14 protein-coding genes are annotated in these 13497 nt (G+C 67.4%); all 14 read right to left on the bottom strand.

The genetic code is table 11. The features are described from left to right. Positions 1-131: 131 nt before the first annotated feature. Positions 132-1985 carry a hypothetical protein gene (locus ACSQ8Y_RS15620; RefSeq protein ID WP_436267367.1) on the bottom strand — a complete coding sequence of 618 codons (1854 nt, stop codon included), beginning with the start codon at positions 1983-1985 and terminating at the stop codon, positions 132-134. An 8-nt stretch (positions 1986-1993) separates the two neighbouring features. Beyond that, a complete protein-coding gene (locus ACSQ8Y_RS15615) occupies positions 1994-2932 on the bottom strand; it encodes an ABC transporter ATP-binding protein (protein WP_436267366.1) in 939 nt (312 codons plus the stop codon). Then, complete coding sequence (locus ACSQ8Y_RS15610; RefSeq protein ID WP_436267365.1) at positions 2908-3297, bottom strand: GntR family transcriptional regulator; 390 nt, start codon at positions 3295-3297, stop codon at positions 2908-2910. The genes ACSQ8Y_RS15615 and ACSQ8Y_RS15610 overlap by 25 nt, the downstream gene beginning before the upstream one ends. A 362-nt stretch (positions 3298-3659) precedes the next feature. Continuing rightward, positions 3660-4325 carry a TetR/AcrR family transcriptional regulator gene (locus ACSQ8Y_RS15605; RefSeq protein WP_436267364.1) on the bottom strand — a complete coding sequence of 222 codons (666 nt, stop codon included), beginning with the start codon at positions 4323-4325 and terminating at the stop codon, positions 3660-3662. Between the two features lie 62 nt (positions 4326-4387). After that, entirely contained in the window at positions 4388-4810 is a 423-nt protein-coding gene (locus ACSQ8Y_RS15600; RefSeq protein WP_436267363.1) for an OsmC family protein, read from the bottom strand. 70 nt (positions 4811-4880) lie between these two features. Beyond that, complete coding sequence (locus ACSQ8Y_RS15595; RefSeq protein ID WP_436267362.1) at positions 4881-5171, bottom strand: gamma-butyrobetaine hydroxylase-like domain-containing protein; 291 nt, start codon at positions 5169-5171, stop codon at positions 4881-4883. Beyond that, complete coding sequence (locus ACSQ8Y_RS15590; protein ID WP_436267361.1) at positions 5168-6340, bottom strand: HEAT repeat domain-containing protein; 1173 nt, start codon at positions 6338-6340, stop codon at positions 5168-5170. The genes ACSQ8Y_RS15595 and ACSQ8Y_RS15590 overlap by 4 nt, the downstream gene beginning before the upstream one ends. Next, positions 6337-7197, bottom strand: a complete 861-nt coding sequence (locus ACSQ8Y_RS15585) for an ABC transporter ATP-binding protein (RefSeq protein WP_436267360.1) — start codon at positions 7195-7197, stop codon at positions 6337-6339. The genes ACSQ8Y_RS15590 and ACSQ8Y_RS15585 overlap by 4 nt, the downstream gene beginning before the upstream one ends. Next, a complete protein-coding gene (locus ACSQ8Y_RS15580; RefSeq protein ID WP_436269837.1) occupies positions 7194-8000 on the bottom strand; it encodes an ABC transporter permease in 807 nt (268 codons plus the stop codon). The genes ACSQ8Y_RS15585 and ACSQ8Y_RS15580 overlap by 4 nt, the downstream gene beginning before the upstream one ends. 284 nt (positions 8001-8284) lie before the next feature. Beyond that, on the bottom strand, positions 8285-9673 hold the full coding sequence (locus ACSQ8Y_RS15575) for an ABC transporter substrate-binding protein (protein WP_436267359.1): 1389 nt from the start codon (positions 9671-9673) through the stop codon (positions 8285-8287). A 9-nt stretch (positions 9674-9682) separates the two neighbouring features. Further along, positions 9683-9916 carry a 4Fe-4S dicluster domain-containing protein gene (locus ACSQ8Y_RS15570; protein ID WP_436267358.1) on the bottom strand — a complete coding sequence of 78 codons (234 nt, stop codon included), beginning with the start codon at positions 9914-9916 and terminating at the stop codon, positions 9683-9685. Positions 9917-9924: 8 nt separating this feature from the next. Further along, positions 9925-11658, bottom strand: coding sequence for a fumarate reductase/succinate dehydrogenase flavoprotein subunit (locus ACSQ8Y_RS15565; protein ID WP_436267357.1), 1734 nt, complete (start codon positions 11656-11658; stop codon positions 9925-9927). Positions 11659-11674: 16 nt separating this feature from the next. Next, entirely contained in the window at positions 11675-12424 is a 750-nt protein-coding gene (locus ACSQ8Y_RS15560) for a GntR family transcriptional regulator (protein ID WP_436267356.1), read from the bottom strand. Between the two features lie 148 nt (positions 12425-12572). Then, complete coding sequence (locus ACSQ8Y_RS15555) at positions 12573-13466, bottom strand: SMP-30/gluconolactonase/LRE family protein (RefSeq protein ID WP_436267355.1); 894 nt, start codon at positions 13464-13466, stop codon at positions 12573-12575. Positions 13467-13497: the final 31 nt, after the last annotated feature.

Below are 13497 nucleotides of genomic sequence, written 5' to 3'. Positions count from 1 at the left end.
GTAGGTGAAGGTTTATGTGTCGTTATCGATAACATTCCTGGCGGTCGCCATGCTACCGCGATCCGGCATGTTTGCGTACTTATAAATTGCGAATGCGTCTAAAAAATGGACAATATCGAGTGAAACCAGCTTCAGGCGGCAGCGTGCAGGGGCTCAGCCGGCACTACGGCGCCAGGTTCGCGGCGCACGCGCGGCGCCAGTATGGCCAGCGCACAGAAGGCAGGGGGGCCAAGCAGCAGGCAACTGGCGATCCACGCCAGGCGCCGGGAACTGCGCGGACCCAGCCACCACAGCGCTGCCAGCGCGGACAGCAGCGACACGGCCAGCGCGGCCATCCACACAGGCGCGGGACGGGCCGCAACGTAGGCGCTGTCGTAGCGCTTTTGTCCCTCGTCGAGCACCATGCCCTTGTCGATCAGCAGGTCCGGCAGTGCGACGATGGCGTGCAGGACGGGCGAGAGCCACCAGTCCTTGTGCTCGAACAGCAGGGGAAAGTCGTGCGCCATGGCGCGCTGCCCGACCTGCGTGGCGTGGCCGGCCGGGTCGACGAAGACGGTCCCCTGCCGCGCATCGCCCGCGCCGCGATCCATGCGCGCACTGTAGGTGAAAGTGGCGAGCGTCCCGTCCGATAGTTCGGCCACATCCACACGCGCCAGGGTGGATGCCTTATTGGTGAGACGGATGCTGAACGCTTCGGGCCACATGCCGGTCGCGCTGTCGCTGTACGCCACCAGCCGGTGGTTGGTAACGAGATAGACGTGGCGGCCAATTTTCGTCGGCACGTGCAGCACTTGTTCAGCGCCGGCGAGCGCAATGCGCTGGGTTAACTGTCGCGTATCGTCGCCGATCTGGTAGGCCTGCTGTGGCGTGACGAGGTAACCGCGCCTGTTCGCAATTGCCGCTACCGGCGGCGCCGAAAACGCCGCGCTGCTGTCGTCGCCGGCCGCGCCGTACCATCCACGCGCCGTGCCGCGGCGGCGGTCCATGCCCTGGTAGCGCATGCCGTCGTGGCTGAAGCTCCAGGTCGCGGCGTCGGTATACCAGCGGGCATCGCCTTCATTGCTCAGCATATGGCGCACTGCATACTGCCGCAGGTCCGGCAGCATGCCCGGCAGCATGCTGCCCGGTTTGAGCAAGGGGATCTGCCGCCGCCACCCGGCGGCGCGCGGATCGTCCGATCCAGCCAGCCCCGCCAGCATATTGTCCGAAGCAGGGGCGCGTCTTGCTTCAATATGGCCCCCGGCCGGCGGCGCCGCCATGCTGGCCGGATGTGTGCCGGAAAGGAGTTGCCCGTACTGGAACAGCGTGGCGCCCGCCCAAAGCAGCACGAAGTAGCAGCTGATCTGCAGCGGGATGGCGGTGGCGAGCATGCCGGCGCTGGTGGCCGGAGGCGCCATGCGGTCGGGCTTGAATGCGCCGTAGACGATGAACGCCAGCAGCGCAACGCAGGCGCATGCCAACGGAATCAGCACGAAGCCCGAGGCCATGTGCAGCAGAACCAGCATGGGCAGCACCAGTATCACGATCGCGCTCTTGCTACGGTTGAGGACAACGTAGCTCCCCGCCAGCCACGCGATCAGCGTGAAGAGCGTCAGTTGGATCGCAGCCAGGTAATGGCGGGTGTCCACCGTGCGCGCCGTGAGCGCATCCTGAATGCCGACCGAGCCCAGCAAAGGCAGGCCGACGCTAAGCGAGATCAGCAGTGCCGACGCCAGCATCACGCCCGCGAATACACGCCAGCGCGGCAGGGGACGGTGCAGCAGCCAGATCCAGCGCGCAGGCTGACGATAGCTGCCGAACTGGTAGAGGGCGAAGGCTATCCCGCTGAGCATGTACGCAGCCAGGACGAGGAGGTGGATCTCGCGCCGCTCGTGCAGGAGATCGATGAACTGGTTGACCAGCAGGAGCAGCATCGCATTGGCGCAGGCAAAGATGACGGCCGGCGTGCGAAAGCGGCGGCACTCGGAGATGAACAGGTCGAGCATGATGATCCTTAAGCGGCGCGGGGCGCGGTGGAGATGTGGCCCCGGGCAAGGTAGCCGTTGATGGCGCGGTCCAGGCTTACCGGCATGGAGTGGACGCTGCGCGCGCCCAGGAGCTGCAGGCGCGAGCCAAAGCCCTCGTCCTGGTCGAACACCATCAGGTGCGTCAGTTCGTCGATGCGCCGCACTTCCAGGACGCCAGGCAGCAAGCGTGTGTCCGGCGTCTTGAACGGGAACTCGGCAATCCACAACTGCGCGCGGGCGCAAAACTCGGCGGGCTCGGACTGGTGGCGCAACTGTCCGCGTTCGAGAATGACGAGCTGGTCGGCCACGCGCTCTATTTCTTCCATCTGGTGCGAGCAGTAGATGACGGTCGCATCGCTGTCGTAACTGGTTTGCATCAGTGCTTCGAGGAAGGCGCGCTTGGCCACCACGTCCAGCCCCAGCGTCGGCTCGTCGAGGATCAGCAACTCCGGGCCTTGCGCCAGCGCGAGCGCCAGGTTGACGCCCGCGCGCTCACCGCGCGAGAGCTGCGCGATCTTCTGGTCCGGGTGGACGTTGAAGTTGTGAACAGCGTCCTGGTAGCGGTTCTCGTCCCAGCGCACATACTGCCGCCTCTGCATGGCGGCCAGTTCGCCGACGCGCATCCAGCCGGGCAGCGTATGTTCCTCGTTGACGAAGCCGACCCGGCCGCGCACATCCGGCGTCAGCTTGCCGCTTGCGCAGCCGAGCAAATGGGCGCTGCCCGCGCCGGGCGTTTCGAAGCCGAGCAGCACACGGAACAGCGAGGACTTGCCCGCGCCGTTCGCGCCGATGATGGCGTGGATGCCGCCGCGCGGGATAGCCAGGGTAAGGTGGTCGAGCGCCAGCTTGCGCTTGTATTGGAGGCACAAGCCTTCAGTTTGGATGGCTGGGCTGTCCATGGTCAGGCGAGCTTTCTTGGTTGGCATTGCTCGAGTTCATCGGCGACCCGGTTGAGCACGGTGGCGCTCGGGTAGTCGAGGCTGATCACGTCGCTGACGAAGCGCTGCACGGCGTCGTCGAGCCGGCGAGCGCGTTCCTGGTCCGACAGGCGTTGCCGCGGCACTGCCACGAAGAGGCCGAGGCCTGCGCGGGCATCGAGCCATCCTTCGTGGGTCAGTTCGTTGTAGGCCTTGGCGACCGTGTTGGGATTGATGGACAGTTGCAGGGCCAGCCCGCGGACGCTGGGCAGGGCCGCGCCGACGGGCAGTTCGCCGCTCGCGACCAGGCGGCGCACGCCGTCGACGATCTGGCGGTGGATGGGACGGGGATCGCCGGTGGCGATGTGCAGCATGAGTGGGGCGCGGCTTGTCATAAGAGTTTTTCTCTGTACTAGTATGGATAGTACAGTAGCACCGGATCCCGCGCGTCGTCAAGCGACTTCATCATCGTCACCGCAGGAGGCAGCAGCATCGGGCGCTGCACCGCGCACGAACTGCTAGCCTTGGGCGCGACCGTGGTGCCGGTGGGCGCAGCCAGCGCAAACCCGACGTTGTGCGGGCCGAAATCGCCCACGCGGGCGTCCGCGCCACAGCTACTCCTGCAATATCCGGGACGAGTCCGCCGTGCAGGCGCAGGTCGTGCAGGCGCGCGGCCGCATCGATGCCACCGGGGGATGCCGGTGCGCGCCGGGGCAGGCCATGATGGAGATCGTCCCTACGCCGGACGCGGGGACGTGCGCAGGATGAACGTGACAGCCTGCGCGGCAAGTTCTTCAAGGCCGGTGCGGCCCGGCTTGTACCATTGCGCGGTCCAGTTCAGGGCGCCGAACAGGAACAGCCGGTCCAGGCGCGTTGGCATGGACCAGTCGCCGGACTGGTGCAGCGCGGCGATCACCTCGTCCCAGATCGCCTCGTAGCGGTCCTTCAGCTTGACGATGCGCGACCGCGCATCCTTGTCCAGCGAGCGCCACTCGTACAGCAGCACGGGGATGAAATCGTGGTTCGGCGCCAGCATGGTGTGCAGGTGGACTTCCACCAGCCGCTGGAAGGCCATGCGCGGCGCCAGCGTGTGCAGGCCGATCGCTTCCAGGCTGGCCAGCGATTCCGTCATGCCTTGCTCCATCACGGCCGCGAGGATTTCCTGCTTGGTCTTGAAGTGGTAGAACCAGCTGCCCGAATGGATGCCCGTCGCCGCGGCGATGTCGCGCACGGTGGTGTTGTCGTAGCCCTGGGTGCGGAACAAGTAGGCGGACCGCTTGATCAACTCGCCGCGCAGGCTGTCGTTTTCGCTCTTGACGGGACGGCCGCGCCGCCTCGGGCCAGCCTTGGATACGGCGCTGGCGGCGGCTGCGGTGCCGGCTGTTGTGGGTTTGCTGGTCATGCGTGGTGCGTATTGGATGATCCAAGCCTACCTTATACCATACGCACCAGCCCGAGTATCGGTTACAGCAACTTGGCGTCCAGCGTGATCGTGGCGTTCAGCAGCTTGGATACCGGGCAGCCGGCTTTGGCCTTGGCGGCCAGTTCGTCGAAGGTGGCCTGGTCGGCGCCCGGGATCCTGGCTTGCAGCGTCAGATGCACGGCCGTGATGGCGTAGCCGTCGGCCACCTTGTCGAGCGTGACTTCGGCTTTGGTTTCCATCTTCTCGGCGGTGAGCCCGGCTTCGCCGAGGATGAGCGAGAGCGCCATGGTGAAGCAGCCTGCGTGCGCGGCGCCGATCAGCTCTTCGGGATTGGTGCCCGGCTTGCCTTCGAAGCGGCTTGCGAAACCGTAGGGATAGTCTTTCAGGGCGCCGCTGTTGGAACTGATGGCGCCTTTGCCGTCCTTGATGCCGCCTGACCAGACGGCCGATCCGTGAGTCTTCATGACGATTCCTTTCGTTGCGTTGTGCAGGGAGTGCCTATCCTAAGCCGATTGCGCAATTCGCGCCGCTCACTTAAGGAGGAGTCGCCGCCAGTTTTTCCAGGTAGGGCCAGGGGTAGATGCCACGGTCATGCCGGTCGCTGAAGATGAGCTGCACGCCGTAGGCGCCGACCGGTTCGATGGCCAGCAGGCGTATGCCGCCGTCGACGTACGGCTGGCCGCCGGCGCGGCGCAGGGCGGTACAGTCGGCGCAGCGGCATGCGGCGCGCAGGGCGGCGTGCGTCAGCGTGCGGCCGGCGCCGTCCTGCAGCACGATGTCGACCGTAGCTTGCGCCGCGTTGTTGCGGATGGCCTGGATACTCATCGCGCGGCCGCTTGCTGGATCTGGGAAATGGCCAGGCGGGCGGCCTTGCGCACTTCCGGGTCCGGATCGTGTTCGATGGCTGCCAGCGCGGGCAGGGCCGCCTGGTCGCCGATGTCGCCCAGCGCCAGCGCCGCCTCCTTGCGCAGGTTGCCGATGGTGTGGCTGAGCGTGGCGGACAGCGCGGGCACGGCGCCGGCGTGGCGCAAGCGGCCCAGGCTGCGGGCGGCGCGCAGGCGGACTTGCCAGTAGGCGTCGTCCAGGGCGGCTGCCAGCGGCGCGGCGGCGGCGGGCAGGCGCAGTTTGCCCAGCGTGCCGGCGGCTTCCTCGCGCACTTGCCATGATGGATCGGCGAGGCCGCCAAGCAAGGCGGCCAGCACTGCCACGGGGGCTTCGGCAGTCCGCGCTGCGTCTGGCAGGGCTGCGTCCCACTGTCCAGCGGCGGCCGGTGCCGCCGGTGGCAGGCCGATAGCGTGCGCGGTCGGGAGCGGCCCGGCCAGTGCGGTCTGCGCCGGCGCGTGGCGGTTTTGGGCCGCGGCAGGGGGGAAGGCCGGCGCCGGGGCAGCGGCCTGCGCTGGGCCGGTTGGCGCGGCATCCTGGCCGCCCGCGTAGCCCAGCGCGCCGATGGCCGCGCGGCGCACGTCGGGGGACGCGTCGTCGGTGGCGGCGGCGGTCAGTGCGGCGATGGCGCCGGAATGCTTCAGGTAGCCGAGCACGGAAACGGCTTCGCGGCGCACCGTGGCGTCGCTGTCGGCGAGCGCTGCCAGCGCCGGCGCCAGGCTGGCGGGCACGCGCAGTTCGCGCAGGGCGCGCAGCACGGCGGCACGCACCGACGGCAGCCGGTGCGCCGTGTGCGGCAGCAGAGCGGCGGCCGAGGAAGCCTGCTTCAGCTCGGACAGGGTCTGCGCGGCGGCCGCGCGCACCTCGGCGTCGTCGTCGGCCAGCGCGGCGGCCAGCGCGGCCACACCGTCCGGGCATTCCCACGTTTCCAGCGCGCGCGCCGCTTCGATGCGCACTTCGGCGGCGGGATCGCGCAGCGCGGCGATGAACAGGGGCGTGTGCTCGTCATCGGCAATGTCGGCCAGGTCGAGCAGGGCGATGCGGCGCACGCCGCTGTCTTCGGCCTGCAGTCGCTGCAGCAGGGCGGGGTCGTCGTTCAAAAGGGTCGTCATGCGTTTTTCTTCAACAGGCTGTGGCGGGGGGAGGCGGCGGCCCGGCCCAGCGGGCTGAGGCGTTCCAGCGGCAGCGCGTGCACCGACGGGTGCAGCAGCGCGAGGCAGTGGCGCTTGAGCCGCGTGAATTCGGGCGAGGTGACCAGATCGGCATCGCGCGGGCGTTCGAAGTCGAGCCGGAGTTCGTCGATGATGCGGCCGGGGCGCGGGCTCATGACCAGGATGCGGTCGGCCAGGAACAGCGCTTCGTCGATGTCGTGCGTGATGAAGACGATGCTGGTCTTGATCCGTGCCCAGACGTCGAGCAACAGCTGCTGCATCATCAGGCGCGTTTGCGCGTCGAGCGCGCCGAAGGGTTCGTCCATCAGCATCACGCGCGGGTGGTTGATCAGCACACGGGCGATCTCGACGCGCTGGCGCATGCCGCCGGACAGCTGCGACGGGTAGTGCTGCTCGAAGCCGGCCAGGCCGACCAGTTCGATCAGCTCCTGCGCGCGCGCATGGCGTTCGGCGCGCGGCACGCCTTGCATCTTCAGGCCGAAAGCGACGTTCTGCAGCACCTTCTTCCAGGGGAACAGCGTGTGCTGCTGGAAGACCAGGCCGCGCTCGGGGTGCGGGCCTTGCACCGGCTGGCCGTCGACGGTGATGCTGCCGTGGCTGGGCTGCAGATGGCCTGCCAGCGCGCCCAGCAAGGTCGACTTGCCGCAGCCAGATGGTCCCAGCAGGCAGACGAATTCGCCCGGCGCCACGTCCAGCGTGATGTCCTGCACGGTCTCGAAGGAGCGGGCGCCCTGGCCGAGGTGGATGTGCAGGTTCGCTATGCGGATATGGCCCTGGCTTGCGGATGGTGTGCTCATGCGTTCTCCTTTTGCTGGCGCTGCCAGGGCATGCAGGCGGTGCCGATGCGTTTGATCAGGGCGCTGCTGCCCATGCCGAACAGGCCGATGACGAGCATGCCGACCACGATTTCGGCATAGTTCTGGATCGTGTACGAGGCCCAGGTGTAGTAGCCGATGCCGAACTGCCCCGAGATCATTTCGGCGGTGACGAGACAGAACCAGGCGGTGCCCATGCCGATCGACAGGCCGGTGACGATGCTCGGCGCGGCGCCGGGCAGTATCACTTCGGCGAATACGGACAGCCTGCCGCTGCCGAGGCTGCGCGCCGAGGCCACCAGCCGGGCGTCCACGTGTTCGACGCCATGGACGGTGTTGAGCAGGATGGGGAACAGCGCGCCGGTGAAAGTGATGAACACCATCGACATTTCGGACGACGGGAACATCAGGATGGCGAGCGGTATCCAGGCGACGGCGGGGATGGGGCGCAGCATTTCCAGCGGCGGCAGCAGCGCGTCCTCGGCCCAGCGCGAGCGGCCGATCAGCAGGCCGAGCACGATGCCGGCCAGCGCCGCCGCCGCGAAGCCGCTGAACACGCGCGCCAGGCTGGCGCCCAGATGCGTCAGCAGCTTGGGCGACTGCAGCAGCTCCCAGCCTGCGCGCAGCACGTCGGCCGGCGGCGGCACGTTCTGGAAGGTCACCAGGCCGAGGTCGAGGTGGTGCGTCGAGGCCGACTGCCAAGCCAGCACGCAGGCCAGCAGCGATGCGAGCCGCAGCGCGATGCGGGCCGGCGCTGGCGCGTGCAGCGCCAGAGACAGCAGCAGGGAGCGGGCAGGGCTGGCGGCCGGTGAGACTAGCTGCCGCTGTGCACCCGTTGCGCTTGTGCGGGGCTGGCGCGGAAGGGGGGCGGCCGGCGCTGGCGGGACCACGCAGACGTGGTCCAGGCCCGGCGCGCCGCCAGGTACGTCGCGGGTCTGCGCCGAGGCCTCCGAAGCGGCGCCGGAGACCCCGTGCCGAGGCGCCGAAACGGGGGGCGCCGTAGGATCCCGGCCGGGCAGGCTGGCGGGGTTGGAGGGGGAGGTGGCTGCGGTGCTCATGGCTTTCCCGGTCAGATGGCGCTCTTGGCGGCGCTATAGTCGAGCACTTTGCCGCCGGTCTGCCTGGCCCACGCTTCGGCCGCATCCTTCAGCAGGAAGCTGCTGATTTCCTTTTTGGCGCTGACGTACCATGCATCCTCGGCCAGCAGCTTCAGGCCGCTGTTGCGGTCGTGGGCGTACACCACACGTATTTTCTTGCCTGCCTTTTCCAGCTTGGCCAGTTCGCTGAAGGCCGCTTCGGTGGAGGCGTAACTGCGCACCAGCGCTTCGCCTTCGACCCACAGCTGCGCCACGCGCTTGAAGTCGGTGATGGCTTTTCCGCTGGCGGCGTCCCTGGCGTTGAGCGGCTGGCGGCCGTAGTTCTTCAGGCGCGCGTCGTAGTCGATGCCGGCCTGCTTGAAGGCGGCGCGCACATACTGGTCGTTGATGAAGCTGCCCAGCTCCAGGCTGGTGTCGGTGCGCTTCATCAGGCGCAGCGTGTCGATCGACGTCTGCACGGCCTGGCGGTACTCCGGCTTCCACGTGAAGTCGCGCGTCTGCAGGCCGAGCGGGCCGTGGAACAGGTAGTTCACCTCCGCCTCGATGCCGGTCACCTTGGCGATCAGCTCGCTGTACTTCTCCGGCTCGGCCGAGATCAGGCGCTCCGCTTCGATGGCGGCGCGCAGGTAGGCGACCACGATCTCCGGATACTTTTTGGCGAAGTCGGTGTCGACCAGGCTGCCGTGCAGGGTAGGCGCGTTCGCTTGCGAGCCGTCGAAGATCTTGCGTGCGAAGCCGCGATGCGGGAACAGTTCGGCGAACGGCACGAAATCGGCGTGCGCGTCGATCTTGTTGCTTTGCAGCGCAGAACCCGCCACTTCCGGCGCCTGCGTCACGATGGTGACGTCGCGCTCGGGATCCCAGCCTTGCGCCTTGACGGCGCGCAGCAGCATGCCGTGCGCGGTGGAGGCGAACGGCACGGAAATGGTCTTGCCTTTCAATTCCGCCAGCGACTGCACGGTGGATGCTTTCGGCACCACGATGCCGTTGCCGCTGCCCAGCGTGCTGCCCGACAGCACGGTGATGAACTGGCTTTGCTTGCCGGCCTTCTGGAACGCTGCGCCGTTGAAGGAACCGGGGAAGTCGGCCATCGAGCCCAGGTCCAGTTTTCCGGCCACCATTTCATTGGTCAGCGGCGCGCCGGAGGTGAAGTTCTTCCACTGGATGTCGTACTGGGCGTCCTTGTACTTGCCGTCGCGCGGCAGGAATTTTTCCAGCAGCTTCAGTTCGCGTATCAGCAAGCCGCCGGTGGCGCAGTTGATGGTGGTGTCTTGCGTGCCGATGGCGACGCGTATGGTTTCAGCGCTGGCGCCGCCCGCCACGGCGAGGGCAAGCAGCAGGGCGGTCAGTTTTTGATGCATGGCGTTCTCCTAACGTAGCAGATAAGGGATGTCGACGGTGACTGCGCCGGTCGGGCAGTCTTTTTCACAAGGCATGCAGTACCAGCACTCGTCGAACTTCATATAGGCTTTGCCTTTGACGATGTCGATTGCGAGCACGTCCAGCGGGCAGACGTCGACGCACACGGTGCAGCCTTTGTGGGCGATGCACAGTTCGTCGTCGACGCGCACCGGGACGCTGGATGGGGTGTAGGCGGTTGGCATGGTTCTCCTCAGGCGGCCAGTGGTTCTTGTGTATCCCGCACGCGCAGGTGCCGGTAGGCGGACTTTTCCTGTTCGTCCAGCGGCACGATGTAGGGCGCGATGGGGCGTTTGAAGCAGGTCATTGCGCCGTCCACCTTCTGCACCTGCACGTGCACGTACCAGTCGGCGTCGTTGCGCTCCGGGTGGTCGACGCGGTTGTGGTACAGGCCCCAGCGGCTCTCGGTGCGGTACAGCGAGGCGCGCGCGGCCAGCTCGGCGCAGTCGCGGATGAAGTGCACCTCCATGGCGCGCATCAGCTCATGCGGATTGGCGGCCGTGAGCCGCTCCAGGTCCGCGCGTATGGCTTCGAAGCGCTGCAGGCCCAGTTCCATCTTGCGTGTCACCTTGGGCGGCTGCAGGTAGTCGTTGACCATGCGGCGCAGCTTGTACTCCACCTGCGACGGCGGCAGGCCTTCCTTGCGGTTCAGCGGCGCCCACACGCGCTCGCGCTCCGCCGCCACCTGGGCCTCGTCGACCTCGGCCAGGTCGTGCACGGAGCAGTAGCGCGCCGCGCTTTCGCCTGCCAGTTTGCCGTAGACGAAGGCGCCCAGCATGTAGTTGTGCGGCACGCAAGCGAGGTCGCCGGCCGCATACAGGCCGGCCACCGTGGTCTCGGCGTGTTCGTTGACCCACACGCCGGACGCGGAGTGGCCGCTGCACAAGCCGATTTCGGAGATGTGCATTTCCACCATCTGCCGGCGGTAATCGGTGCCGCGACCTTCGTGGAAGCGCCCGCGGCTCGGGCGCTCGTTGGTGTGCAGGATTTCCTCGATGGTGCTGATGGTTTCCTCGGCCAGGTGGTCCAGCTTGAGGAAGACCGGGCCGTTGCCGCCCTGCAGCTCGTTGTAGAACTCCTGCATCATCTGACCGCTCCAGTAGTCGCATTCGATGAAGCGTTCGCCCTTGGCGTTGGTGGTGTAGCCGCCGAACGGGCCGGTGACGTAGGCGCACGCGGGGCCGTTGTAGTCCTTGATCAGGGGGTTGATCTGGAAGCACTCGATGCCGCTCAGTTCCGCGCCGGCGTGGTAGGCCATGCTGTAGCCGTCGCCGGCATTGGTCGGGTTCTCGTAGGTGCCGAACAGGTAGCCGGAGGCTGGCAGGCCGAGGCGGCCCGCCGCGCCGGTGGACAGCACCACGGTCTTGGCGCGGATCACGTGGAAGTCGCCGCTGCGGCAGTCGAAGGCCATGGCGCCGGCGATGCTGCCGTCGGCCGCCGTCAGCAGCCGCGTGGCCACCAGGCGGTTGGTGATCTCGACGCGGGTGCGCTTCAGGCGGCGGTACAGCACCTTCTTGATGTCGTGCCCTTCCGGCATCGGCAGCACGTAGGTGCCCATGTGGTGCACCTTGCGCATCGCGTAGTCGCCGTTTTCATCCTTTTCGAACTTCACGCCCCAGCGGTCCAGCTCTTCGATCATCGGGTAGCTGCCCTGCGCATAGGCCATGACGGTGGCCTGGTTGACGATGCCGTCGTTGGCGGTGGTGATCTCCTTCACGTACTGCTCGGGTGTGGCGAAGCCGGGCACGACGGCGTTGTTCAAGCCGTCCATGCCCATCGAGATGGCGCCGCTGCGTTTCACGTTGGCTTTCTCCAGCAGCAGCACGCGCAGCGCGGGATTGGCTTCCTTGGCCTTGACTGCGGCCATCGGGCCGGCGGTGCCGCCGCCGATCACCAGCACGTCGACTGTTTGAATATGGGTTTCCATGGGTTCTCCTGATGGTTTAGTTGCGGCGGGCGATCTGCATCCGGTACTGGAAGGCGTCGCCGCGAAAGTAGAGGTACTCGAAGTCGAGGGGGGCGCCTGCGGCGGTGTGCGTCAGGCGTTCCATGCGCAGCACGGCGCTGCCTTCGGCCGCGCGCAGCGCGAGGGCCAGCGCGGGATCGGCCAGCGCGGCTTCGATCTGCAGGTCGGCCCGTCCCAGGGCGATGCCGTAGTCGTTTTCCAGGATCAGGAAGATGTCGCGCCCGGCCAGGTCCTCCCTGTGCAGCCGCTCGCCGATCGCTTGCGGCAGATAGCTCACTTCCAGTGACAGCGGCTCGCGGTTCAGGTGCCGGATGCGCTTGATCTCGGACACCGCCTGGTCCCTGGCCAGGCCGAGCTTGCGCGCGACCTCGGGCGGGGCGGGCAGCGTCTGGTGGCTGGTGACCTGGTTGTAGATTTCATGGCCCATGCGCGACATGGCTTCGGCGAAGCCTTCGAGCTGGGTCAGTTCCTGGAAGGCCTTGGGTTTGGAGACGAAAGTGCCCTTGCCGGGCACTTTGAAGATCATGCCGTCCTTGTGCAGGTCGCCCAGCGCCTGGCGCACGGTGATGCGGCTGACGTTGAACAGGCTGCCCAATTCGCTTTCGGCGGGCAGCTGCGCGTGGGCAGGGTAGCTGCCGTCAAGGATGCGCTCGCGCAGGCGTTCGCGCACCTGGGTGTGGAGCGGAACGGGCGATAGTTCGGTGGGGTGGAACGCTTTGCTCGGCATGGTGGCTGACCTGTCATGACAGGTTATGAGTACCTGATGCACCGAGTCTAGCCACGCGCGCAGCGTGGTGGAACGAATAAGATTGTGCTAGTTTATACGGCCGCCGCGAGTAAGCTTATGCGGCGGCCGAGCTAGAGGGGCGGGGAGCTTACTTGCCGTAGCGGGCGGGCGCCACGCCGGGGACGTCGAGGTCGACCGCGAACAGCGAACCGGCCAGCGGCTCGGCGGCGCGTTGCGCGTCGCTCATGCCTTCCCAGGCGCTGGTGATGTACAGCGTTTTCAGCTCAGGGCCGCCGAACACGCAGGACGCGGGCTGCGACACGGGCATGGCGATGGTGGCCAGCAGTTCGCCGTCGGGGCTGTAGCGGCACACGCGGCCGCCGCCCCACTGCGCGATCCACACGCAGCCTTCGCTGTCGACCGTCATGCCGTCCGGCGAGCCTTCGCCGTCGCCGAACTGGCGCCACAGGCGCGCCGGCCCCAGGCTGCCGTCGGCCGCCACGTCGTAGGCGTAGGTGCGCCCGTGCAGGCTGTCGCTGTGGTACATGGTGCGCCCGTCCAGGCTGAAGGCCGGGCCGTTGCAGATGTGGTAGCCGTCCAGCGCCGCGCTCAGGACGCCGTCGGCGTCGAGGCGGAACAGCTGGCCGTCCGGGCGGTGCACGTCGGCCGAGTTCATCGTGCCCAGCCACAAACGGCCCTCGGGATCGGCCTTGGCGTCGTTCAGGCGCACGCCGGGCTTGTCCTGTACCGGGCGGGCCAGGTAGTCGAAGCGCAGTTCCGGCTCCAGCCACAGGCGCACCACGCCGTCGCGCAGGCCGGCCAGGAAGCCGTCGCCGTCGGCGCGCGGCACGATCCAGCAGATGAAGGTAGGCAGGGTCCAGCTGTGCCGGCTGCCGTCGGCGTCCAGCGCGTGCAGCGCCTTGCCTTTCAGGTTGACGAAATACAGGCGCTGCTGCTCGGGCAGCCAGAGCGGCCCTTCGCCCAGTTCGGCGCCCAGCTGCCACAGCAGGCGGGGGGCAAGTTCGGTGGTGTGTGCGGTCACGATGGTGGCGGTCCAAGAATCGAAGATGAGT

The organism is Pseudoduganella sp. LjRoot289 (assembly GCF_964252925.1).
Taxonomy (GTDB): domain Bacteria; phylum Pseudomonadota; class Gammaproteobacteria; order Burkholderiales; family Burkholderiaceae_D; genus Rugamonas.
This window is presented reverse-complemented; position numbering and strand designations above follow the sequence as displayed.

What these genes read in the sequence shown, in the direction of transcription:
- ACSQ8Y_RS15595 (WP_436267362.1), bottom strand. Translation starts at nt 5,171, where the DNA reads ATGAGTATCCAGGCCATCCGCAACAACGCGGCGCAAGCTACGGTCGAC.
- ACSQ8Y_RS15560 (WP_436267356.1), bottom strand. Translation starts at nt 12,424, where the DNA reads ATGCCGAGCAAAGCGTTCCACCCCACCGAACTATCGCCCGTTCCGCTC.
- ACSQ8Y_RS15615 (WP_436267366.1), bottom strand. Translation starts at nt 2,932, where the DNA reads ATGCCAACCAAGAAAGCTCGCCTGACCATGGACAGCCCAGCCATCCAA.
- ACSQ8Y_RS15600 (WP_436267363.1), bottom strand. Translation starts at nt 4,810, where the DNA reads ATGAAGACTCACGGATCGGCCGTCTGGTCAGGCGGCATCAAGGACGGC.
- ACSQ8Y_RS15605 (WP_436267364.1), bottom strand. Translation starts at nt 4,325, where the DNA reads ATGACCAGCAAACCCACAACAGCCGGCACCGCAGCCGCCGCCAGCGCC.
- ACSQ8Y_RS15610 (WP_436267365.1), bottom strand. Translation starts at nt 3,297, where the DNA reads ATGCTGCACATCGCCACCGGCGATCCCCGTCCCATCCACCGCCAGATC.
- ACSQ8Y_RS15585 (WP_436267360.1), bottom strand. Translation starts at nt 7,197, where the DNA reads ATGAGCACACCATCCGCAAGCCAGGGCCATATCCGCATAGCGAACCTG.
- ACSQ8Y_RS15575 (WP_436267359.1), bottom strand. Translation starts at nt 9,673, where the DNA reads ATGCATCAAAAACTGACCGCCCTGCTGCTTGCCCTCGCCGTGGCGGGC.
- ACSQ8Y_RS15620 (WP_436267367.1), bottom strand. Translation starts at nt 1,985, where the DNA reads ATGCTCGACCTGTTCATCTCCGAGTGCCGCCGCTTTCGCACGCCGGCC.
- ACSQ8Y_RS15570 (WP_436267358.1), bottom strand. Translation starts at nt 9,916, where the DNA reads ATGCCAACCGCCTACACCCCATCCAGCGTCCCGGTGCGCGTCGACGAC.
- ACSQ8Y_RS15590 (WP_436267361.1), bottom strand. Translation starts at nt 6,340, where the DNA reads ATGACGACCCTTTTGAACGACGACCCCGCCCTGCTGCAGCGACTGCAG.
- ACSQ8Y_RS15565 (WP_436267357.1), bottom strand. Translation starts at nt 11,658, where the DNA reads ATGGAAACCCATATTCAAACAGTCGACGTGCTGGTGATCGGCGGCGGC.